Source organism: Runella sp. (genome assembly GCF_027484545.1).
In the GTDB taxonomy this organism is placed as follows: Bacteria; Bacteroidota; Bacteroidia; order Cytophagales; family Spirosomataceae; genus Runella.
The window spans coordinates 1-21,737 of sequence record NZ_JAIXST010000155.1; the positions used below are offsets into that span (position 1 = coordinate 1).

Here is a 21,737-nt window from a genome sequence, read left to right on the forward strand (position 1 = left end):
CTTGGTCGTCGTCCCTCCTCCCTTCGCCGCCTTGTCACTCCATTCCGCTTTCTTTTTTTGCTCACGGGATTTACCCCTTCTGAACGGGAGAGAAAGAAAGAACCAACCGAAAGCCGACGTAGTCGTTGCGAAGCGTGGGCGAGGCGTAGTTGCGGTGCGTAGAGCGGCAGTACCGCGCGTCGCCGCCCCAGCCACCGCCGCGAAACACGCGGTACGAACTGGTAGCTGGGCCTATGGGATTGACTGTAATGCCCTTATTAGAGTCAGGGTAAGAATCGTACCAATCACTGCACCACTCCCATACGTTTCCGCTCATATCGTACAATTTCAATAGGTTAGGCGTTTTTAAACCTACTTGCTTCGATTCTTTGTGGCTATTTTCTTCATCGTATCCATACCAGCCTACTTCATCCAACTTATTACTCCCCGCATACTCAAATGGATATTGTTCCCGATATTTTCCGCCTCGTGCGGCGTACTCCCATTCGGCTTCGGTGGGCAAGCGGTAATAGGTACCCTTTGGGCGACTATCTTTTGTTTTGTCATTGAGACTTGGCAAAAACAGCTCGTCAATGTCTTCCCAAGAAACTTGCTCCACAGGGCGCTTTGCGCCTTTAAAATACGATGGATCAGCCATATCCGTATCACGCATCACGTAGGCCCATATTTCCTGCGTAACTGGATATTCGCCCATCCTAAAATCGTCCAAGCGTACTCGGTACGTGGCGCTCATCTTAAATGGGTCAGCATTCCTATTCCCTTCAATCGCTATCATATTGAAAGAAACGGGGCTATCAGAGAAGGTTTGGGAGTGGTTTTCCATAGAGCGGCGCGTTTTCTTACTACAAGTGGCTAATTTACAGCAATTACATTGATTTTAATATCCGTATTTCGCCCTTTATCGTCGCTGCACGAGATTTTTACTTTGCCCAAAGGCGGCGTAAAAAACAGGGGAGTTTGGGGGTTGGCTTTTTGCAGTAATTGGTCATTTACGTACCAATACACTTCCCGCACGTCGTTAGCAGCTTGACAGGCCAATTGCAACTGTTGCCCTTCCAAGAAATACTCGCTGCCGTCATTGGGGCTTACAATAATGGGAGCACCCACTTCCAACACCCGCGTACAGGCGGCGTTGTGCGGGGGGATGCGTTGGTAAGGGATTCGATTCAGTTCGTTGTAGGCAATCAATTCAGGGGCCAAACTGGGGTACAGTTTCCGCACGTAACCGCTGTCGGGCAAACACTCCGTGCAATACGAAAGGTGGGCGGCGGGGTCCGTAAATACCCATTTCAAATGTTGGCATTTGCGCGTGGGCGAGATGCCCATGATGGCGTAGTCCAGGATTTGATGTTGGCAAAAATCACTCGGTATATCGCCGCTTTCGGCGCATACTTTTCGTTGGGTTAAGTCGGCAGCCGGTTTGAACCAACCCGTGGGAGAGTTATAATCCAAGGCATTGAAAATATCAAATAATAACGGCGTGGCAATATTGGCTCCATTCAATTCGGGCACGCCCATTCCCGAGAAATTACCAATCCATACGCCCACTGTATAATGCTTGTTGTAGCCAATACTCCACGCGTCTTTTTTGCCGTAGGAAGTGCCCGTTTTCCATGCAATGCGCGGCAGGTGGTAGGTATTGTCAAAATTATTGGGCAAATCGGGGGGAGTGATTTGGGTCAGGATGTTGGTAATTAAAAAGGCGGATTCGGGGGAGATGAGCGGGTCGGGTTTGCGCTGTTCAGGATTTGTAATCCTGAACGAAGAACTGGCCGATTTGTAATCGGCAGTCGTATAGTGAAGCCCCTGCAACCGTCCTTCGTTGGCAAAAGACGCAAAGAGGCGCGTCAGTTCTTCCAACGTCACGCCACAACCGCCCAAAATCATCGAAAGCCCCAAGTCTTTGGATTGCTTTTTTACCGTTTGAAAATCCGCCTTTTTCAAATACTCAATCAACACACTCGGCGTCATGTTTTGCAAGACTTTCACGGCCGGAATATTGAGCGAATTGGCCAAAGCAAATTCCACCGTAACTTTTCCGTTAAAACGGCGGTCGAAGTTTTCCGGCTCAAAACCGCCAAAATTGGTCGGTACGTCATTGACTGCTGATTTGGGTGTAATGAGTCCCTTGTCAAACGCCACGGCATACAGCAACGGCTTCAACGTACTCCCCGGCGAACGCACGGCGCGAATACCATCCACTTGTCCCCCATCGTACGGATTGTTGAAATCAGCCGAACCTACGTAGGCTTCCACCTTCATGGTCTGATTATTGACCACGATGACTGCCGCGTTGTGAATATTCAAACCGCGAAGTCGGTTGACGTAGTTACGAGTCATTTGCTCCGCCTGCGCCTGTCGGTTGGGCACCAACGTTGTTCGGATAATCGGTACACCCTTATTTTCTTTTTTCAAACGAAGGGCCAAATGCGGCGCGGCTTTGGGCGCTTCGCGGCGGTACGCGTTCAAAGGCTCGCTGATAGCATCCTCAATCACTTGTTTATCAAACAGATTGGCCTGTCCAAATCGCCTGAGCCACTTGTTACGTTCCTGCGTGATGTAGGCATTTTTTTGCCCCAATCGCAAACTCGACGGGCGATTGGGAATGATGGTTAGGGTAGTAATTTCGGCCAAACTCAGCAACTGCGGCGGTTTCCCAAAATACAGCATCGAAGCCGATTTCATGCCTTCAATATTACTTCCGTACGGAATCAGATTGAGGTACAGTTGCAGAATCTCGTCTTTGGAATAATGCAATTCCAGCTGCAGCGACCGTCCCATTTCAATGAGTTTGCTCCCGTAGGTACGCTTGCGAGGTTCCAACAGCCGCACTACCTGCATCGTAATGGTCGAAGCACCGGAGGTGCGTTTGCCGCTGATTGTATTCCGCAAAAAGGCTTTTCCCAACGAAACGGGATTAATTCCGAAGTGATAATAAAAATATTTGTCCTCTTTTTGGAGAATCGTTTGACGAAGCGTGGGCGTAATTTCTTCCAATTCGGTATACAATCGCCATTTATCCTCTTCGTTTAAAAAGGCGTGTAGCACTGTACCGTCAGCCGCATAAACAAGGGTGGAGTAAGAAGGCTTGACCTTGAAGGGAAACGCAAAATCAACCAATAAAAACAACAAAAAAGGGCTTATAATAAGCCAAAAGGCCCTTTTTTTTATTCTACTGAATGCGTATTTTAACACTGTTTGGCGTTTTTAGATGCTTTGGCAACGGCACGGTACGCCGTCGCGGAACCGTCAGCATGACAAAAAAATTATACTTCTTCCAGCAACGTCCTGAAAGACACGTACTTATTTACGTAACGCGCATGATGCTTTTCCTGATGCTCTGTAGAATGGAGTTGATCGTAGGTAAAATAATCTTCCATGGTCTGAAAATAATACTGACAGGAAAAAGTAGTGCCCTCATTTTCGATTTCGGTCAATAACCGCAGCACTTTACTGCCGAGCAGCAGTCCCGTTTCCATTATTTCCGGAATATGAACGGTTTTCATCCACTGCAACCACTCTTGTTCTATGGTTCGATCTATGTTGACAGTTACGCTGTACAGAATCATACTTTTTAAATTAAATGTGAAGGTTTTATGATCTAAAATCTAAAATTTTTTGCAGTTCATTGGCAGTGGGCAATTTGCCTTTATAGGCTTCGGGCAGTTGGGGATACAACTCGTAGGTGCTTACTCCAATGGGGTTTGTCTTGGTGCGTAGACTTACTTCTACTTCCAATTTATCTTTTTCGGCACAGAGTATAATACCAATGGATGGATTGTCGTCCTCGGCTTTTTCGGTGTCATTGAGCAATTCGAGATAAAAATCCATTTTGCCCGCATATTCGGGCTTAAATGCTCCTGTTTTAAGCTCAATAGCCACTAGGCATTTCAAAAAACGGTGATAAAAAACCAAGTCAATAAAATATTCTTTTTCGCCCAATGTAACTTTGTACTGGCTACCGATAAAACAAAACCCGTAACCCAACTCTATCAGAAAGTCTTTCAGTTTTGTAAGCAACCTTTTTTCTAAATCACGTTCAAGAACGGGTTGTGCTAATGCTAAGAACTCCAAACTTATTCTGTTTTTCAACATTTCATTTGCCTGTTCGGCAAGATGAACGGGTAAGGTATTACCAAAATTATGCGATTTGTCAATGACACTATTTCTGTAAACATTTGCTTTGATTTGGTTGAGCAGTACATCTCTGCTCCAACCTAATTTGGCTGATGCTTCTACATAAAATCGTCTTTCCTCTTCTGATTTTATTTTTTGGATGATGAGTATGTTGTGTCCCCATGGAATTTCTCCAACAAGCTGTTGGAGAATTGGCAAATGGCGATATTCAAGGAAAAACTGCCTTGCTAACCATAAATTTTGTGCCGAAAAACCCGTCATTTCAGGGAATGCTATTTTCAAATCTTTCGATAATGTTTCAACAACTGATTTTCCCCAAGCTAATTTTTCCTGTTTTTCGACAATCAACTGACCTATAAACCAATACATTCCAATCATAGAACGATTGACAGACTTTGCAGCCTGAAATCTGCTTTCAACTACTTTAATCTTTATCGCTTGCAGAAAAGAAGTATATTCTTCTATATCGTGGTGATTAACCAAATCGTTCTTCATTGATTTTATTCAAACAATAGCTTTATTTATACAAACTCAATTTATCTAAGACGCTTATTTATAAAGTTTTTCGGTGTTTTTGCAGACTGACTTTACCTATGTCATTGAGATTTTTCTGAAGCTATTACAATTATTTAGAGTAACCTTTTGTTCAATTGGCAAAGATAGTTTTTTAATCCTCACCAAACGATTACGGAGGGGTAGACAAAAGTTAGATTAAAAAAATGAGCAGCTTTTCGGTACCGCAAAAAAATAATCTTGAATTCTTGGGCGTTTCATCTGAAACTGGTAGCTTTAACAAACAGATAAGTCCCTCCAATTTTACGACCTGTCCAATGGACTACAAGGCATTAAGAGAATTGGTCAGACAGGGTGAAGGCAAGTATCTTGAGTTCAAACTCAAGTCCAATCACCCCGAAAAAATTGTCCGTGAGGTAGTAGCTTTTGCTAATACCGGCGGCGGACGTCTTCTCATCGGCATCGGCGACGATCGCACTATCAAGGGCCTCAAATACGTAGACGAGGACGAATACCTTCTGGTCAGAGCCATTGAAAAATACTGCTCACCTGGCATTGAATACCACATTGACCGCATTCCCATAGGCGAAGAGCGCGACGTATTAGTATTTACGGTGTTGCCCAGTGAAAAGCGCCCTCATTATGTGCTTCAGGAACCCAATCCTTCACAAATCAATACCACTTTGGTAAAAAAGAAAGTGGTTCCGCAGAAGCCCAATAACACTTTGGTCAAGAAGACCTACATTCGCGTGGCCGACAAATCTATTCAGGCAAGTTGGGAAATGCGGGAAATCTTACGTCGCAAAAATGATGACCGAAACGTAAAATTTCAGTACGGCGATAAAGAACAAAAGTTAATGCAGCATTTGGATGAACACAAGAGCGTGACGGTGGATGCCTTTGCTTCGGTAGCAAACATTTCGCGCAATTTAGCTTCTAAGACGTTGGTTTTGTTGGTATTGGCAAATGTATTGGAAGTGCATCCAGATGAAATGGTAGATCGCTTTACAATGCTGAGAATGGGCTGAAAATAAAAATCCGCCACCCTCAGAAAGGATGGCAGATCTATATACTACCTAAACCTCTACCATTAAAAATTCTTTATTATCAGTATCTTATCTGCTTGTCAGCTATGATTGTTCCTCCTATAAAACTTTGTTCAACTCAAAATTGTTCGTACAACAACTAAATAAATTCAAAAAACATCCCAAAACAAACAAAAGCGGCTGATAATCAGTCGCTTTTGTTTGTTAAATAGAATTTAGATTTAAAACTTATTTCGCCAATTTGCTCTTTCGGTAGCCGTATCCCAAATAAATAATCAGCCCTGCCAACATCCATCCAAAAAACACAAACCACGAATTAATGGGAATTTCGATCATCAAATAACTGCAGCAAAGCACACCTAAGACGGGAATCAATGACCACTTTCTCAAGAAACTAAAAACAGAAAAACCAAAGGAGAGTAACACAAATATCAAAAACAGGTACTCTTGGTGCTGTTCATTTCCAAACCCGGAAAATGCCCCCATAATTCTTTCCCGAGAAAAATAAGCAAAAATAATCCATAAAGCAGGCGCAATGAATTGGCCGTTGATGTAAGGCAAACTGAAGGACTTGGTAAGTGATTTATTTTCTCTGGGCAATATCAACACCCCGCCACATACCAGCACAAAGGCAAACAAGGTACCAATACTGGTTAAATCAGTGACCAACGACGCATCCATAAAAAGCGAAGGAACTGCGACCAAAATCCCCGTCATGATAGTGGCAAAGGAAGGCGTGCTGAAACGGGGATGAATTTTACTGAAACGTTTGGGAAGCAATCCGTCGCGGCTCATGCTCATCCAAATCCGGGGCTGCCCTATCTGAAACACCAACAAAACGCTCGTGGCCGCTATGACTGCACTGATTGAAATAAAATAACCAACGCGAGGCTGTCCGATTTTCTCAAATACGTAGGCCAAAGGATCGGCAACTCCCTGAAATTCGGAATAATTCACCATTCCCGTAATGACCAGCGCGGTAACAATGTAAATAATCGTACAGATAATCAACGAATAAATCATTCCGCGCGGCAAGTCTCGTTGGGGGTCCTTACATTCTTCGGCCGTTGTAGAAATCGCATCAAAGCCAATGTAAGCAAAGAACACCGCCGAAACGCCTTTCAATACTCCGCCAAAATTATTGGGAAAAAATGGGGTCCAGTTATCCGTATTTATAAAGAAAATCCCCACGGCAAAAACAACGAATAACACAATGAGTTTAAGACCCACCATGGCATTGGCGCTGCGTTTACTTTCTTTTATGCCCACGTACGCCAACATTGTCACCAAAATAACAATGATAAAAGCCGGCAGGTTAAAAATCAATTTGGTGCTGCCTACAACCGGAGCAGCGCTCCACGCAAACCCTTCTACCGATTTGCCGGCTGCCCGGGCTACATCATACACTTTTTGGGCGGTGGCCGTATCGGTTACCATCCAACGGGGCAAAACAATGCCAACGCCCTGTAATACATTATCAAAGTAACTGCTCCACGAAATAGCTACCACAATGTTTCCAATCGCATATTCTAAAATCAGTGCCCAGCCAATGATCCAAGCGACCACTTCGCCAAACGTAACATAAGAATAGGTATAAGCACTTCCCGACACAGGCACGCGTGAAGCAAACTCAGCATAACAAAGTGCCGTAAATCCGCACGTAATCGCTGTAATGACAAAAAGAAAAATGACACCCGGCCCGCCATCGTACGCTGCCGTTCCAATCGTAGAAAAAATCCCAGCCCCTATCACTGCGGCAATCCCCATGGATACCAAATCGCGGACTCCGAGTATTTTGGACATTCCACTTGAATGACTTTCGGCTTCAGCATTGCGAAGAATTTGTTCTATTGACTTCTTGCGGAAAAGTGAGTTGTTCATTGGAAACAATAGTTAGGGTTTAGTTCAGTTGTTAAGGTTGGTAAAAATAGGAATTATTACAATATGACCCATTTTAAAATGAATTCATCGCCTTCAATTCCCGTAAATAATCCTCCCACGTATCAATATCAGACAGGGTTTCCAATAATTGATAGGTATATGGGACATCTTGACTTGTTTTCCGTCGGTTCAGGTCTGCCAATGTTTCTTCCATTAAAATAGGTTGGCTCCATGATTTATTTTCAAATAAAAAGTTGAGTAATTTTTTCATACCCAGCAAATAATAGCCACCATCATCCGCCGGACCAATGACAGCATCGTTTTCATTCAGTTCCTCAAATGCCTTACTCAGATGCTCAGGGCGAAGTGCTAAACAATCACTGCCGATAATAACCACACGAGCCGCATCCGCTGTCAATTCTTCCTCAAAAGCCGACTGCATCCGCATTCCCAAATCAGGAAGAGAAACTTGTAATTTTTTAAGAAAATAAGCGTCATCCCACAAATCATTTGAATTGATATAATCGCCGTAATAAATCACTGCCCGTTTTTGCGCTTTGTCATTCGGCTCCGCTAACCACTTTGTTATGACGTCTTTGGTATGTTTCAACAACTCCAGATAGACCATCACGGCCTTCTCGTCACCTACGGTAGCGGCTACGCGCGTCTTTACTTTTCCTGGAACTGGATTTTTCACAAAAACAATAAGTATACAATTCATTCGTTTGCGTTGGATAGTTGGCAGAAAGATAGTAAGATTGACAAAAATTAAAACCGTGCTCCGTAAGAAATTCATGAAACAACTTATTTGGTTAGTAGTTATCCTCACCACCACCACGCTCCAAGCCCAAGATGTGGCTTTTAAAAAAATCATTGAGCAACAACAAGTTGACTCTAAGTTAGCCACATTGACGGAAGCAGAAGCAAAGGAATCGGGTGTTTTGTTGCGTAATCAGCTTTTTATTGAATATGCTTTTGATTCTCTCGGGCAATTGACCTGCATACAGGGAATTTCAAAGCGCATTCGCATCAACGACTCCAAAGCGATAGAAATGTACAATAAAATCGTTTTGCCCGTACCTAACACCAACGATTTGCTGTATCTGAAAGCACGCAGTATCAGCAGAAACGGCTCGGTAAAAGAAGTGGGTTTGGAATCAGTAAAGGAGCTGGAAGAACAGGGTCGGGTGTATAAAATTTTGGCGGTAGAAGGGCTCGAAGTCGGCGGAGAATTGGAATACATCAGCCTTTTTCGACGAAACAGTGCGCTTTTTGGTGCTGAAATCTTGCAGAGTGATATTCCCGTCAGAACATCGGAAGTGCGAATTATTACTCCTACGTATTTGCAGTTTGAAGCCAAAGTCTATAACGCACCCGCCACAATCCAATCGGATACGTTATTAGTAGGAAAGCGTACAACGACGGTTTCGGTGAAAAATCTACCGCCCATTCACGAAGAGAAATATGCTAATCTCAAAGCAAATCTCGTACGGGTAGATTACAAACTTTCTTACAATCAGAGCCGAGGCGACGAACGACTTTATACCTGGCAAAGTGCCGCCGAAACCTTTTATGACTACCTCAGAACTGGCGTTGATGAATCGAAAAAAGAAATAGACGCTCTGCTGGTTAAAGAAAAAATCAAAGGCTTAGCTCCTGAATTGGCCATTAAAAAGCTGGAAAACTACGTAAAAACCAACATCGCGCTCAAAGAAGACGAAGATGCTGACGTAGCAACAGACATTCTGAAAAAACAATATGCTTCCAAAGCAGGTATGATGCGCCTGTACATTGTGGCGCTTGAGCTACTCAATATCCCATACGAAATCGTGGTAGGATGCAGCCGCGCAGATGCAGTTTTCGACAAGAGTTTTGATTCGTGGAGTTTTTTGGATGAGTATCTCTTGTATTTTCCTGCCACAAAGAAGTTTTTAGACCCCGGCAGTCCTATTTTTCGCTATGGGATGATTGACCAGTTTATGGAAGGAAACTATGCGCTGTTTATCCAAAAGAAAAAGGAAGGAAAAGAGGTCTATCCGGAAGGTGAAGTGCGTTTGATTCCGTTTTCGACCATTGTTGACAATCACGATGATTTGGCCATGGAAGTTTCTTTTTCACCAACGATGGACCAAGTTCAGGGCAAAGTTACCCGGCAAATGACAGGCCACCAAGCCGCGCAGCTACGTCCTTATTATCACTTCATTAAAGCCGAAGAAGAGCGGAAAAATCTGACGAATGAAATCATCAAATCTACGCTCAAACCGGATGTAACTTATACGAACGCCTTGGTCAAAAACACGAATCTTAACAGTGATGACGTGAATAAGCCTTTTATATTGACTGCCGATATGGTTCTCAAAAGTGTGTTGGAAAGAGCCGGGAAAAAATATTTGTTTAAAGTCGGCGAGCTCATTGGGCCACAGGTAGAAATGTATAATGAACGCGCCCGGCAATATGATATTGACATGGGAAATGCCCACTCCTACAAGCGCGTGCTGAAAATCAAGATTCCCGAAGGCTATAAAGTGAGCGGTTTGGAAAGTCTTACGCGTAACATCACCGACGGAAAAGCTGACCCCATCATGGGCTTTATTTCCACTTACAAATTAGAGGGCAATTTGCTGAGTGTCAATATTGATGAGTTTTACAAGCAGGTGTTACAACCTCTTGTTATTTATGATACGTTTCAAAAAATTATCAATGCTGCCGCAGATTTTAACAAGGTGACACTATTGCTCGAGAAAAAGTAAAAACTCTAACGAGGAATCCATAATTTTGTAAGTATAAACGGATAACAACTAACTACGTATGAATTTCAAGTCTTTTGCTTTAGTCATTGTCTCTGCGGCCCTATTCATTGGTTGTGCTTCATCCAAGCCCATCAGCACCGCTAAAACAACCGACCCTTACAGCAATTACGATGAAGACTTGTCGGTAGTACGTCCCCGTTATAAAGAAGTTGCCGCTCCCGAAATGACCGCCAAAAAACCTGAAGTAAAGCGGGTTTTATCAGATCAACCATTGCATATCAATCGGCAATTGGATGCGGCGGTAGATACAATTGCCTCAAAAAATCGCGCAATACGCTTTGCCTCAGGGTATCGAATTCAGATTTATGTTGGAAATACCCGCAAAGAAGCCGACGATGCCCGGCTTTTTACCTACCAAACTTTTCCTGAATTAAATCCCTATCTGGTTTATACTCAGCCCACCTACCGCGTCAGAATCGGCGATTTTATGACTCGTTTGGAAGCTGAACGCTATCTTCAGCAAGTACGTCAGCAATATGAAGCAGCCGTGGTTTTGCCCGAGAAAATAGATTTAAAGAAGAGTCTAATGGTAAAATAGCTAAATTTGCAGACATTTCAAGGGTAAACCATGCTATTGCGAGCCATTTCCTGCACACTTTCGGCATGACTGTTCAATAAATTAAGATGAAAAAACGCGCACTTATTACAGGGATTACGGGTCAGGACGGAGCTTATTTGACCGAATTTTTATTAGAGAAAGGGTATGAAGTTCACGGCATCAAACGTCGTAGCTCTTCGTTCAATACCCAACGAATTGATCACCTCTACGAAGACCCGCACGAGCGTGATGTGCGGCTTTTCCTGCACTACGGCGATTTATCGGACTCTACCAATATCATTCGTTTAATTCAGGAAATCCAACCCGACGAAATTTATAACCTCGGGGCTCAATCGCACGTACGAGTGAGTTTTGAAGAACCGGAATATACGGCTCAAGTAGACGGATTGGGTACCATGCGTGTCTTGGAAGCCGTTCGTCTCTTAGGTCTAACTCAAAAAACCCGCGTTTATCAGGCTTCCACTTCCGAATTGTATGGTTTGGTGCAAGCTGTTCCTCAATCGGAAAATACTCCTTTTTATCCGCGCTCCCCTTATGCCGTTGCCAAACTGTATGGGTATTGGATAACGGTTAATTACCGGGAGGCGTACAACATGTACGCTGTCAACGGGATTTTATTCAATCACGAATCGCCTCTCCGTGGCGAAACATTCGTAACCCGAAAAATCACCCGTGCTGTAGCCCGTATTGCGTTGGGTTTACAGGACAAAGTATTTTTAGGGAACTTGGACGCTCAACGCGACTGGGGACACGCTAAAGACTACGTAGAAGCTATGTGGCTGATGCTGCAACAGGATACTCCCGAAGATTTTGTCATTGCTACTGGTAAAACTACTTACATCCGTGATTTTGTTCGGATGGCATTTGCCGAAGTTGGGATTGAATTGGAATTTAAAGGCGAAGGAGTAGATGAAAAAGCGGTGATTTTAAAATGCAATCATCCTGATTACCAACTTGCTGTCGGCAAAGAAGTGGTAGGAATTGACCCACGTTATTTCAGACCTACCGAGGTGGAATTGCTCATCGGCGACCCGACCAAAGCCAATACTAAATTGGGTTGGACTCCCAAATATGATTTACCGGCGCTGGTCAAAGAAATGGTAGAATCAGACTTAGATATATTCAAACGAGATCAACTCCTCGAACGCGAAGGACACAGAACATTGAATTATTACGAATAGACTATTTTTCACCTTTGTCAAAGTTTCTGAACTTTGACAAAGGTATTTGTCTACCCGCGTTGCCGCGCTGCTTCATAAATTACCATCCCTGCCGCTACCGAAACATTCAAGGAAGCCACTTTACCGGCCATCGGGATTTTTATAGCCATATTAGAATGGCGAATGAGGTCGGAGGATACTCCGTCTTCTTCCGAACCCATGATGATAGCCGTAGGAGTTGTGAAGTCAACGTTGGATACGATTTGAGCCGCTTTTTCCGTACAAACAATCACCTGCACTCCGCTGTCCTGCAAATACTGCATGGCTTCTATCAAACTATTTTCCCGGCATACAGGAATGTGACTCAACGCACCGGATGAAGTTTTGAGGGCATCGCTGTTAATTTGAGCCGCGCCGCGCATAGGTACCACCAACGCATGAACGCCCATACACTCGGCGGTACGCGCAATAGCTCCAAAATTCCGAACATCCGTAATACGGTCCAGTAAAAGCAGAAGAGGTATTTCGCCTTTTTCAAAAATTCCCGTCAAAATATTATGCAGTGAAACGTACCGAATCGCTGAGATGAAGGCAATGACTCCCTGGTGGTTTTTGCGCGTAATTTGATTCAGTTTTTCCATCGGAACCCGCTGAACCGGAATTCCGCGCTCATTGGCCAATTGCTGAATTTCCGTAAAATTTTGCTCTCTGAGAATGAGAATTTTGTCAATTTCCGTACCTGAACGGAGTGCTTCGGTAAGGGGTTGTGTTCCGAAAACCAATTCTTTTTCCCGTGCTTTATCCACAGGGATAGTATTATGCACTCTTCTTTTTGGAAATTCGTCTTTTTGAAATGCCATGATTTTAAAGTTTTTTAGCTATCACCATTGCCATGCCCGGTATGGTAAAATAGCGTATCGTTTTATATATTTTTAATCCTGCTGCCCGTTGCCAGCTTTGAATTTCAGCCACAGTCCAATTGCCCGAAGTACTCGTCAAGCCAAAAAATAAACTGCTTGAACTTCCTACCAACTCAGTCTTACCGTCAAATGCCGGGCGGATAAATTCATTGACGATAAAAATACCCCCTTTACGTAAACTGCGCATTACCCGTTTTGTCAATTCTTGGTTTTGTTCTTCCGTAAAATGATGTGCTACGTTGGACAGTAAGACTACATCATAGCGATTTTCGCCCAAATCATCAGTCAGTGCGTTACCTACTTCAAAATCAATTTGGTGTTGCACATCATCGGCCAAAGGCGAAGCTTTCTCAATGGCGCCTGCTAAATCTAAAATTGTTGCTTTCAATTTGGGATACTTTCGACAAAGTGCGGTAACATATTGCCCGTTTGCTCCCCCAATATCCAACATTGCCGTTGCATTTTTGGGAATCGGAACGCGTTTTTCAAATTCTCTCACTTCTGATTTTGCCACAGCAAACATGGCATCCTGATACAACTTCCACTGGGTTTCTCCAAACACATCGTGAGATTCCATGCCCTTGCCCGTGCGCAGGTATTCGCCCAAATTACTTACCCAATCCCACGCCACCTGATTGTTGTACACCGCAATGGCATGGACTGAATGCGGACTCTCCGGCGCAATCCACTTTTGTGCCATGGATGTCAGCGAAAATTCCTCATTTTCATAACGCAAATATTCCATTGAAACCAGTAACGTCAGTAATTGCGCCAAGGGACGAGGATGCAAACCGCACGTTTCGGCAATTGTCTCGGGTGTTTTTTTACCCTTACTTATTGCCCCAAAAACACCTGCTTCAGCCGCCTCCATCACGGCTTTGGCCATGATGAAATACATCTGAACATGCAACAGAGGGATTGGCACCTGATTGGTTTTCAGGGCAATCCATTCCAAGGGGTTTTCGGGTACGACGCGAAGCTGCATACTTTGAAGAAACCTATAAAGTTTTTAACTCTTGGTTGTGTAAATCGGCAAGAAACCTATAAAGTTTTTAACTCTTGGTTGTGTAAATCGGTAAGAAACCTATAAGGTTTTTAACTCTTGGTTGTGGAAACCTTATAGGTTTAGTTTTAGGGGGTTGATTAGCAAAAAACCCGTCCGAATAAATTCAGACGGGTTTTTTACCAAGTTTTCTCTGTAAAAAACGCTTACGCTTCAGCCAATTCGATATGAACGAATGACTTATTGTCGCGGCCACGGCTAAACTTCACCGTTCCGTTTGTCAATGCGAAAAGCGTAAAATCACGGCCTACACCTACGTTACGACCCGGGTGATATTTTGTACCACGCTGACGTATAATGATGTTACCCGCTACGGCAGTCTGACCACCAAAAATTTTCACGCCAAGACGCTTACTTTCTGATTCACGACCGTTTCTGGAACTACCTACACCTTTTTTGTGTGCCATTTCTTTACCTATTTTAAAGTTTTAAATGCTTATTTAGGGGAATTAACCTACAATTCCGTCGATTTTCACTTTAGTCAAATACTGACGGTGACCGTTTTTCTTCACGTAGCCTTTGCGACGTTTTTTCTTGAAAACGATTACCTTCTCACCTTTAAGGTGTTCGACGATAGTGGCTTTTACACTGGCACCGGTTACCGTCGGTGCGCCTACGCTGATGGTACCTTCATTGTCTACCAACAATACTTTTTCAAATACGAGCGCAGCGTCCACATCTCCTTCCAAACGATTGGTAAAGATTTGTTGGCCCTCTTCAACTTTAAATTGCTGTCCCGCGATTTCTACGATTGCGTACATGTTATTTTCGATTAAAACAGTTTTTTCCAAAAATGGAGTGCAAAAATAGCGGTTTCAGGAAAATTTACCAAGCTATTTTCAAAAAATATTAGGAAATGGAATTTTATATCCTTCTGCTCCGCCTATTTCACCTTAATTGCTGACATTCAGGGCAATAATAAGTGGCTCTGCCACCCACTCGTATCTGCGCTATTTCAATTTTCCCACACGGACATAACAGATGACGATTGGCTTCTTCGTAAGGTGAAGTGTCCCATTCACGGGCATGAATCAGAAAAGAAGTGGGAAAGCGTCCATAATTAGCCTCGTGTTCAATGGCCGTTTCCAACACATACCGTATTGCAATAAAAATTCGTTCTGTCTCATTATCAGTGAGCGTATTACTCCAACTTTCAGGATGAATTTTGGCTTGAAATAACACTTCATCAACAATCCAATTGCCGATACCCGCTACGGTACTTTGATCGAGCAAAACAGGTTTGATAAAACTCTTTCGCTTCCGAACGTTGCGACTCAATTCTTCCAAACTGATGTCAAGTGCATCAGGCGCTATCTTTTTCTTTTTGAGATAACTCTCTATATTTTCAACCAAGCCAATCCGTTCAAATTTGCGGGGGCAAATGAACCCTAAATTGAATCCGGATCTAAACACAAAGATAATGCGAGCGTGGCGAGGGCGCTCAAGTGAAGAATGGTAATATTCCAAATCACCCGTCATACCAAAATGAAAGTGAACTGTATTGCCCTGATTGGTTTGTACAAATAAGTTTTTACCAACGCGCTTAGTGCTGACAAACGACTGTCCTACGAGAGTTTCAGTAAGTGTGGCGTAATCTGTAGTGAGAAGTTTACGATCTTCGACTTCGATAAATTCAATGGGCTGATGAAGAGAAGTTTCTTCAAAATAGCGCCGATAGGTTTCGACTTCGGGAAGTTCCGGCATGGCGTAATTAGTAAGTTTATCTCTGTTAAACTCAAATTTCGCCTATTGTGATTAAAAATAACTAATTGCCATTCACAATTTTCCCGTCGGACATTTCAATAATTCTATCCCCGCCGCGAGCGAAGTCAGGGTCGTGTGTAACGGTAATAATGGTTTGGCCTTTTTCGTGGGATACTTTGCGAAAAATGTCGAATACAAGGTTTGAATTGGCTTTGTCGAGATTCCCCGTAGGCTCGTCGCCCATGATAATAGTCGGGTCATTGATGAGGGCCCGGGCAATCGCTACGCGTTGCTGTTGCCCACCTGACAATTTTGAAGATTGTTTGCGACCGTAGTCTTCCATGTTAACGAGTTTTAGCTTTTCGTAAGCGCGTTCTTCAATTTCTTTGGTGCTGTATTTGCCCAGTTTTTGAGCAGGCAGCATCACATTTTGCAGAACCGTAAACTCGGGCAACAGAAAGTGAAATTGAAACACAAAGCCAAGGTGTTCGTTACGAAAGTCAGCAAGGCGATCTTGGCTAAGACCCGTAAGGCGGCTGCCATTCACTTCCAACGTACCTTCATAGTCGGTATCCATCGTTGACAGGATATACAAAAGAGTTGATTTCCCACAGCCTGACTTGCCGATAATAGACAAAAATTCTCCTTTTTTTACTTCAAAATTTACTTCCTGCAACACCTGAAATTTCTCCGGTTCGTAGAAGTATTTATTAATATGGCTAGCTTGAAGAACAGTATTATTCATTTTTAGTATTGGCATTTCTGATTATTTTCGTAAAAAAACAGACACTTATGACAGCTGCATTATTTGAAAGTGAGTCAAAAAATGATTTAAAAATCCTTATGGAACTTGCTAAAAAATTAGGCATCCGTGCCCGTTATTTGAATTCTCAAGAGTTAGAAGAACACGTCATTGCCCATACTATTTCAGAGGGAATGAAAACTTCTAACGTAAGTCGTGACGAAATTATGAAAGCGCTTGGCAAATGGAAATTGAATTCAAAGCCAGTTTTTTAAAACAACTTCAAAAGCTAAAAGACAGGACTCTACAAGGTTATCCTTTCTGCTGAACACGCAAAGAACATAGAGGATATTCCTAAAATAAAAAAACTGACAGGTTACACCTCCTATTATCGAATTCGGGTTGGTGACTATCGTATTGGAATAAATTTGATTGATGACACCATTTATTTTGTTTCATTTGACCACCGAAAAGATATTTATAAACATTTTCCTTAATTCCATTGTCGCCCTTATCCTCTCAAAATCGCTACAGGGTCAATTTTTGCCGCTTTTTTAGAAGGAAAATATCCAGCCAAAATGGTGGTAATCAACCCAAAAGCCAGTCCCATAATGTAGTATTCGACTCTAAAAATGACGGGAAATGTTTTCAGGCTAATCATATCGCCCGTTTCAAACGGAGTAATTGACAGTAGATAACTAATACCGAAACCTATTCCCAGTCCCAGAAAACCACCTGCCAAACCAATGATAATGGCTTGAAGTAAGAACACAGCCACTACATCTTTGCCTCCAAAACCCGTTGCTTTCAGAATCGCGATGTCTTTGAGTTTGTTAATGACGTTCATGTTCATGATGTTATAAATTCCAAAACCAGCTACGACCAAGAGCGTCATTGACACCACAAAGGTCATAACATTACGGATTTTTTCACCTGCCAAAATCGCCTGATTGGCCGTAGACCAATCTTCGGTATGGGTATTAAATTGTTTACTCAGGGTTTTTCCAAATGCGAGCGCCTGCAATGGGTCATTCATTTTGATGTGAATGTCTGTGATATAGCTTGCGTCTTTGCCCAACATTTCCTGAACCGTGCTGATGCTTGTGTAGCAGCGAATGTTATCAATCGTACCAATGCCAAATCCAAAGGTACCAACTACGCGCAGGGTCAAATTGCCGCCAAGGGGAGTAGTCACGCTTACTTTATCACCTACGCCTACGTTGAGTTTTCGAGCCAATGTAGACCCTACCACAATTCCGTTAGGATTTGCCAAAAGAGAGGTAAAGCTTCCCGTTTTAATACGGTTATCCAAGTTGTAAAGACGATTCTCGCGGGGATAATCAATGCCGGCAATGACGCCCGAAATCTGAATCGGACCGTTGTTAAAAAATGCCTGCGAACTTACTTCAGGAGAAACACCCAAAACACCGGGCATTCGTTCAATCATGCGCATCATCTGAAGGCCATTTTTGATACGGGCAAGTTGTTGTTTGGGTTTTTGGTGATAAACGATATTTACCTGTCCGTCACCTTTTTCGCCGTCATCAAGGATGCTTGGGCGTTGGGTATTGACATCGTTGTAGATGCGTACGTGGGGGCTGGCATCCAACGCGGAGTCTTCCAAAAATTGGTTTACCCCCTGCATGAAGCTAATCATGACGATGAACATCGCTATCCCAAAGGTAACGCCGAGCATCGCCACCAGGGTTTGGCGTTTTTTGGCTAAAAGGTGAGTTTTAGCGATTTGGAATGAGAGGTTGAGATTCATATTTATTGTTTACGCTTTGTCATGCCGTATTTTTGTCATGCCAGAGGCATCTATTGCATTTCGTATTTGGTCGTTTCGCTCCCGGCCGCTGGGCCTCGCCTTCTTGTTCGATGCTGTGGTATTTCGGGCGCTATGCGCTTTATCCGAAATCCCAAGGCATCTCACAAGAAAGCTGGAAAAGTTAAAAATCAGAGATTTTGTTTGGACTTATATTCTGTCCCTTTCCAAAGTTCTTCTACTTCAATTAATAAGTAATTGCGGTCCAAGGCAATCATTTGCATACCCTCTATAATATTCTGATAATCACCATATTTTACTATATCTTTATTTTTAGTTTTAAAATGTGTCTTGGTTAAAATATCTTTTTGACCCTTATAAGCCTCTTCAATTCCTTGCCATAAACCACTATCAATTGGTGGATGAATCCATTTCACTAACTCTGGACGGCCATAGCCACTTACGTAAACCATTGTTTTTAAGTATAGATTTACGAGTTTAGCAGCCCATCCAATAGAGAGTCTTTTTTCTGATTTTGCCACAATTATTTCAATGGCCTTTTGATGCCAAGTACCAAATTCAGCCTTCGTTATTAGAGTCTCCCCCCACAATATTTGGTTATAATTAGGCACTCTGATAAGTGGATATACATCTTCTCGCGATTTCAACGGACATCCCGAGCGAGTCCCTGAAAATGCTATCCATTCAGCATAGGTTGTGATAATTTTCTCTCGTGTATCCAACTCTTTCATAATTAGCTCAACGTTTTATTTCTATTCCTTCACTAACACGGACTTTTCATTTAATCCGCCTTTGACTTCTACTAATTCAAAATTCTCGGCTCCTTTTTGGAGTTTGATTTTTTTCTTTTCTCCTTTTTCCTCCACCCACACACTGTCATTTCCAACTAAATACGCTTTAGGAATGGTGAGGGCTTTGGGATTTTGAGAAATGACGATGTTGGCTTCTACCGTCAGGCCATAGTAAGCATCGGGAGTTTGTCCCAAGAAATCGGCATCTACCCGAAAGGATTGATCTACTTTATTAAGTTTGGGATAAATTTTTGTCACTTTTGCCTTAAAAACTTTGTCGCCGTACGCATCCATTTTTACTACAATTTCCTGATCTACTTTGAGTTTGGAGAAATCGGTTTCATCGACCGCCAATTGCAAATAAACGTCATTAGGATTTCCCAGCAGAGCAAGGGCTTCACCTCTACGCACTAATTCACCTACTTTTTTATACACTTCGTACACTCGCGCCGGTTCGATGCTGCGAATGCGATAATTGTCTCCTTCGCGCACGTTGACGCGGAAATTGGAGCGAGTATTTTGCAAGTCTACGTACAATTGATTCTTGGTTCTTCCCCACGCTTTTTGGCGCGCCGACACGTCGTTTTTAGAAGTACGATACGCTAACTCTACCCGTTCGAGGTCGGCTTTTGACGCTGAATTCTGGTCGTACAAGGCCTTGTAACGAAAGTAATTAACCGAGTCATTTTCGAGTTTGGTACGCGCATTACGCAGAGCCACTTCCAATTCAGCCAAAACCGGGGAGTTGTCGGAATAATTGGCTTCTGATTGACGATAAATATTGGCAGCGGCTTCGGCACGAGCGTCCTGAGAAAGACTTTCGAGGGAAAATAGTAATTGATTGGTTTTGGTAACGTCTCCTTCATTCACCAATTGTTGCTGTAAATAACCGTCAGCATTAGCTACTACTTTGTACTCATTTTTGGGAAACACATTCCCGGAAGCATACACAGCTTCGGTAAGGCTTTTGTAAGTTGGCGATGCTGTTTCTGATTTTTGTTGGCAGCTCACTAAAAATAATGAGAGAATGAGTAAATGAGTGGATGAGCGAATAATTTTCATTGCTATAAGGTCTAAAATCTCCAATCTATCATTAATAAGAATTCCTGATTTCCAATAACTTGCCGTTTATCAACACATCCGCTAGCGTACGTAGGTATTTGTTTTGGGCGTTTAGTGTTTCGTTCAACACATTCAGGTATTGATCGTAACCAAGAATACCTCCTTTGTATTTTATAAGCACCAATTTCATATTTTCTTCACTCAATTGGTAAGCTTCTCGGTTGATTTTAAGTGAATTAACGGCTTCGTTATACGTAATACGCAAATCGCGGGTTTCGGAATCGTATTTGCGCCGGTCATTTTCCAATTGCATTTGAGCGATATCAGCGTTGACGCGGGCACGGGCAATCCCACTTTCCCGAATATGACCACTGTAAATAGGTGCTTCAAAACGCAAGCCCGCTACACCGATTCCAAACCATTTTTCATTGAAATTCAGGAAGTTGAATTTATTTCGTTGCGCCTGTTCCGAATACCGAGTATACGCCGAAAGGATGGGCAATTTGAGTTTTTGTTCTTTTTTAAGCTGTTCCTGAGCTAAAGAAAATTGTGCCGCACGGAGTTGAAGACGGGGAACAGCCACCTCATCCGTAACGACAGACCGCCCCCTCCCCTTCTCCATTTTGGAGAAGGGGGGTAAAAGTCCCCTCTCCAAAATGGAGAGGGGATTTAGGGGCGAGGCTTTAAAGGTTGAATCGCCCACTGCCAATCGCAGTTGATTCAAATTCTTCTGATACGCCATTTCATTTTGATGCAGTATATCTTCTACGGCCAATCGTGTCGAACGAACGCGGTTGAATTCAAGTTGGTCAATCAGTCCTTTTTCTTTACGCTCGTGCGTGATATGGGCTATCGTATCCACATTCGCCAGATTTTGCTTAGTGATGTCAAGATATATCTGAGTAAAAATCGTCGCGAAATAGAGCCGGGCCACTTGCGTACTGATGTCATCCTGCAAAACGAGCGTTTGTAAATCCCCTATTTTTTGATTGGTTTTCGCAATTTCTACCTCCTGTTTAAGGCCCGCGTTCCAAAGCGGCATATTGCCTTCCATCCCGGCCGTAAGGTTATAAGGAACCCCAAACTGAATAGAGCGAAACTCCCCTTCTTTTCCGCCAAAAAACTGAGCGGGAATCAATTGGGTTGGTAATAAGAAATTGTAATCCAAGGCCGTGGTGAACTTTAGTTGAGGTAAACGTGCCCCTTTTACTGCGGTTACATTCCAGGATTGAATCTGCGCATTTTGGCGCGAAATCTGTAAATCAAGGTTATGGTTTTTGGCTAACTCTATGGCTTCATTCACATCTTTGATTAGCGTTTGGCCAACGAGAAAATGAGAAACTGAGAGGATAAATAAATAAAGGAGAATGAGCTTTTTCATTGTGCTCGAAAGTTTCGTAAGTAATCAATCAAATTTAGATTAGATTTATTATATTGGCGCCACGAGCCGAAAAGAAAAACATATTGACCTGATAGAATCTGAACTAATTACCTTGCGGGAAGGGACAAAATATCATCCTAAAGTGGAGTTTAGAGAAAAATGTCGTGCACTTTTATTGAATC

Annotated in this window: 21 protein-coding genes; 5 read left to right on the plus strand and 16 right to left on the minus strand. The window is 43.0% G+C overall.

Annotated elements, in window-relative coordinates; all coding sequences use genetic code 11:
* Positions 1 to 70: 70 nt before the first annotated feature.
* The 4 genes from Q0081_RS14265 to Q0081_RS14280 all read right to left on the minus strand — a co-directional run bounded on the left by Q0081_RS14265 (position 71) and on the right by Q0081_RS14280 (position 4,632).
* A complete protein-coding gene (locus Q0081_RS14265; RefSeq protein WP_298354577.1) occupies positions 71 to 823 on the minus strand; it encodes a formylglycine-generating enzyme family protein in 753 nt (250 codons plus the stop codon).
* Positions 824 to 852: 29 nt separating this feature from the next.
* The gene (pbpC, locus tag Q0081_RS14270) at positions 853 to 3,171 is read right to left on the minus strand and encodes a penicillin-binding protein 1C (protein WP_298354612.1); all 2,319 of its coding nucleotides are present in this window, start codon (positions 3,169 to 3,171) and stop codon (positions 853 to 855) included.
* 95 nt (positions 3,172 to 3,266) lie between these two features.
* Positions 3,267 to 3,569, minus strand: coding sequence for a DUF4286 family protein (locus tag Q0081_RS14275; RefSeq protein WP_298354580.1), 303 nt, complete (start codon positions 3,567 to 3,569; stop codon positions 3,267 to 3,269).
* A gap of 25 nt (positions 3,570 to 3,594) precedes the next feature.
* Entirely contained in the window at positions 3,595 to 4,632 is a 1,038-nt protein-coding gene (locus Q0081_RS14280) for a YhcG family protein (RefSeq protein ID WP_298354582.1), read from the minus strand.
* Positions 4,633 to 4,967: 335 nt separating this feature from the next.
* On the opposite strand from Q0081_RS14280, the gene Q0081_RS14285 reads away from it, so the two are divergent.
* Entirely contained in the window at positions 4,968 to 5,678 is a 711-nt protein-coding gene (locus tag Q0081_RS14285; protein ID WP_298354614.1) for a helix-turn-helix domain-containing protein, read from the plus strand.
* A gap of 246 nt (positions 5,679 to 5,924) precedes the next feature.
* Here Q0081_RS14285 and Q0081_RS14290 read toward each other — a convergent pair whose 3' ends face one another.
* Positions 5,925 to 7,577, minus strand: coding sequence for an amino acid permease (locus Q0081_RS14290; protein WP_298354584.1), 1,653 nt, complete (start codon positions 7,575 to 7,577; stop codon positions 5,925 to 5,927).
* A 73-nt stretch (positions 7,578 to 7,650) separates the two neighbouring features.
* Complete coding sequence (locus Q0081_RS14295) at positions 7,651 to 8,373, minus strand: TIGR04282 family arsenosugar biosynthesis glycosyltransferase (RefSeq protein ID WP_310586497.1); 723 nt, start codon at positions 8,371 to 8,373, stop codon at positions 7,651 to 7,653.
* Here Q0081_RS14295 and Q0081_RS14300 point away from each other — a divergent pair.
* The 3 genes from Q0081_RS14300 to gmd all read left to right on the plus strand — a co-directional run bounded on the left by Q0081_RS14300 (position 8,372) and on the right by gmd (position 12,127).
* On the plus strand, positions 8,372 to 10,327 hold the full coding sequence (locus Q0081_RS14300; RefSeq protein WP_298354586.1) for a DUF3857 domain-containing protein: 1,956 nt from the start codon (positions 8,372 to 8,374) through the stop codon (positions 10,325 to 10,327). The two genes, Q0081_RS14295 and Q0081_RS14300, sit on opposite strands and share 2 nt — an antisense overlap.
* A 58-nt stretch (positions 10,328 to 10,385) precedes the next feature.
* Positions 10,386 to 10,925, plus strand: a complete 540-nt coding sequence (locus tag Q0081_RS14305) for an SPOR domain-containing protein (RefSeq protein WP_298354588.1) — start codon at positions 10,386 to 10,388, stop codon at positions 10,923 to 10,925.
* An 86-nt stretch (positions 10,926 to 11,011) separates the two neighbouring features.
* Entirely contained in the window at positions 11,012 to 12,127 is a 1,116-nt protein-coding gene (gmd, locus tag Q0081_RS14310) for a GDP-mannose 4,6-dehydratase (protein ID WP_298354589.1), read from the plus strand.
* 50 nt (positions 12,128 to 12,177) lie between these two features.
* Here gmd and rlmB read toward each other — a convergent pair whose 3' ends face one another.
* The 6 genes from rlmB to Q0081_RS14340 form a co-directional block, all read right to left on the minus strand.
* The gene (rlmB, locus tag Q0081_RS14315) at positions 12,178 to 12,966 is read right to left on the minus strand and encodes a 23S rRNA (guanosine(2251)-2'-O)-methyltransferase RlmB (protein ID WP_298354591.1); all 789 of its coding nucleotides are present in this window, start codon (positions 12,964 to 12,966) and stop codon (positions 12,178 to 12,180) included.
* Positions 12,967 to 12,970: 4 nt separating this feature from the next.
* Positions 12,971 to 14,011 carry a class I SAM-dependent methyltransferase gene (locus Q0081_RS14320; protein ID WP_298354593.1) on the minus strand — a complete coding sequence of 347 codons (1,041 nt, stop codon included), beginning with the start codon at positions 14,009 to 14,011 and terminating at the stop codon, positions 12,971 to 12,973.
* A 224-nt stretch (positions 14,012 to 14,235) separates the two neighbouring features.
* The gene (rpmA, locus tag Q0081_RS14325) at positions 14,236 to 14,496 is read right to left on the minus strand and encodes a 50S ribosomal protein L27 (RefSeq protein ID WP_298354595.1); all 261 of its coding nucleotides are present in this window, start codon (positions 14,494 to 14,496) and stop codon (positions 14,236 to 14,238) included.
* A gap of 42 nt (positions 14,497 to 14,538) precedes the next feature.
* Positions 14,539 to 14,850, minus strand: coding sequence for a 50S ribosomal protein L21 (gene rplU, locus Q0081_RS14330; RefSeq protein WP_298354597.1), 312 nt, complete (start codon positions 14,848 to 14,850; stop codon positions 14,539 to 14,541).
* A gap of 127 nt (positions 14,851 to 14,977) precedes the next feature.
* Positions 14,978 to 15,793, minus strand: a complete 816-nt coding sequence (locus Q0081_RS14335; RefSeq protein WP_298354599.1) for an Fpg/Nei family DNA glycosylase — start codon at positions 15,791 to 15,793, stop codon at positions 14,978 to 14,980.
* A 61-nt stretch (positions 15,794 to 15,854) separates the two neighbouring features.
* Positions 15,855 to 16,538 (minus strand): ABC transporter ATP-binding protein, encoded by a 684-nt coding sequence (locus tag Q0081_RS14340; RefSeq protein ID WP_298354601.1) that lies wholly within the window; start codon positions 16,536 to 16,538, stop codon positions 15,855 to 15,857.
* A 47-nt stretch (positions 16,539 to 16,585) separates the two neighbouring features.
* Between Q0081_RS14340 and Q0081_RS14345 the strand changes: the two genes are divergently transcribed.
* On the plus strand, positions 16,586 to 16,810 hold the full coding sequence (locus tag Q0081_RS14345) for a hypothetical protein (protein ID WP_298354603.1): 225 nt from the start codon (positions 16,586 to 16,588) through the stop codon (positions 16,808 to 16,810).
* Positions 16,811 to 17,046: 236 nt separating this feature from the next.
* On the opposite strand, the gene Q0081_RS14350 is transcribed toward Q0081_RS14345, so the two are convergent.
* The 4 genes from Q0081_RS14350 to Q0081_RS14365 form a co-directional block, all read right to left on the minus strand.
* Positions 17,047 to 18,303 (minus strand): ABC transporter permease, encoded by a 1,257-nt coding sequence (locus tag Q0081_RS14350; protein ID WP_298354605.1) that lies wholly within the window; start codon positions 18,301 to 18,303, stop codon positions 17,047 to 17,049.
* Between the two features lie 188 nt (positions 18,304 to 18,491).
* Positions 18,492 to 19,052 (minus strand): hypothetical protein, encoded by a 561-nt coding sequence (locus Q0081_RS14355; protein ID WP_298354607.1) that lies wholly within the window; start codon positions 19,050 to 19,052, stop codon positions 18,492 to 18,494.
* A 21-nt stretch (positions 19,053 to 19,073) separates the two neighbouring features.
* Positions 19,074 to 20,174, minus strand: a complete 1,101-nt coding sequence (locus tag Q0081_RS14360) for an efflux RND transporter periplasmic adaptor subunit (protein WP_298354609.1) — start codon at positions 20,172 to 20,174, stop codon at positions 19,074 to 19,076.
* A gap of 31 nt (positions 20,175 to 20,205) precedes the next feature.
* Entirely contained in the window at positions 20,206 to 21,555 is a 1,350-nt protein-coding gene (locus Q0081_RS14365) for a TolC family protein (RefSeq protein ID WP_298354610.1), read from the minus strand.
* Between the last annotated feature and the right edge of the window lie 182 nt (positions 21,556 to 21,737).

Coding starts and splice junctions, on each gene's coding strand:
- Q0081_RS14265 (WP_298354577.1), bottom strand. CDS start 823: ATGGAAAACCACTCCCAAACCTTCTCTGATAGCCCCGTTTCTTTCAAT.
- Q0081_RS14275 (WP_298354580.1), bottom strand. CDS start 3,569: ATGATTCTGTACAGCGTAACTGTCAACATAGATCGAACCATAGAACAA.
- Q0081_RS14280 (WP_298354582.1), bottom strand. CDS start 4,632: ATGAAGAACGATTTGGTTAATCACCACGATATAGAAGAATATACTTCT.
- Q0081_RS14285 (WP_298354614.1), top strand. CDS start 4,968: ATGGACTACAAGGCATTAAGAGAATTGGTCAGACAGGGTGAAGGCAAG.
- Q0081_RS14290 (WP_298354584.1), bottom strand. CDS start 7,577: ATGAACAACTCACTTTTCCGCAAGAAGTCAATAGAACAAATTCTTCGC.
- Q0081_RS14300 (WP_298354586.1), top strand. CDS start 8,372: ATGAAACAACTTATTTGGTTAGTAGTTATCCTCACCACCACCACGCTC.
- Q0081_RS14295 (WP_310586497.1), bottom strand. CDS start 8,373: ATGAATTTCTTACGGAGCACGGTTTTAATTTTTGTCAATCTTACTATC.
- Q0081_RS14305 (WP_298354588.1), top strand. CDS start 10,386: ATGAATTTCAAGTCTTTTGCTTTAGTCATTGTCTCTGCGGCCCTATTC.
- gmd (WP_298354589.1), top strand. CDS start 11,012: ATGAAAAAACGCGCACTTATTACAGGGATTACGGGTCAGGACGGAGCT.
- rlmB (WP_298354591.1), bottom strand. CDS start 12,966: ATGGCATTTCAAAAAGACGAATTTCCAAAAAGAAGAGTGCATAATACT.
- Q0081_RS14320 (WP_298354593.1), bottom strand. CDS start 14,011: ATGCAGCTTCGCGTCGTACCCGAAAACCCCTTGGAATGGATTGCCCTG.
- rpmA (WP_298354595.1), bottom strand. CDS start 14,496: ATGGCACACAAAAAAGGTGTAGGTAGTTCCAGAAACGGTCGTGAATCA.
- rplU (WP_298354597.1), bottom strand. CDS start 14,850: ATGTACGCAATCGTAGAAATCGCGGGACAGCAATTTAAAGTTGAAGAG.
- Q0081_RS14335 (WP_298354599.1), bottom strand. CDS start 15,793: ATGCCGGAACTTCCCGAAGTCGAAACCTATCGGCGCTATTTTGAAGAA.
- Q0081_RS14340 (WP_298354601.1), bottom strand. CDS start 16,538: ATGAATAATACTGTTCTTCAAGCTAGCCATATTAATAAATACTTCTAC.
- Q0081_RS14345 (WP_298354603.1), top strand. CDS start 16,586: ATGACAGCTGCATTATTTGAAAGTGAGTCAAAAAATGATTTAAAAATC.
- Q0081_RS14350 (WP_298354605.1), bottom strand. CDS start 18,303: ATGAATCTCAACCTCTCATTCCAAATCGCTAAAACTCACCTTTTAGCC.
- Q0081_RS14355 (WP_298354607.1), bottom strand. CDS start 19,052: ATGAAAGAGTTGGATACACGAGAGAAAATTATCACAACCTATGCTGAA.
- Q0081_RS14360 (WP_298354609.1), bottom strand. CDS start 20,174: ATGAAAATTATTCGCTCATCCACTCATTTACTCATTCTCTCATTATTT.
- Q0081_RS14365 (WP_298354610.1), bottom strand. CDS start 21,555: ATGAAAAAGCTCATTCTCCTTTATTTATTTATCCTCTCAGTTTCTCAT.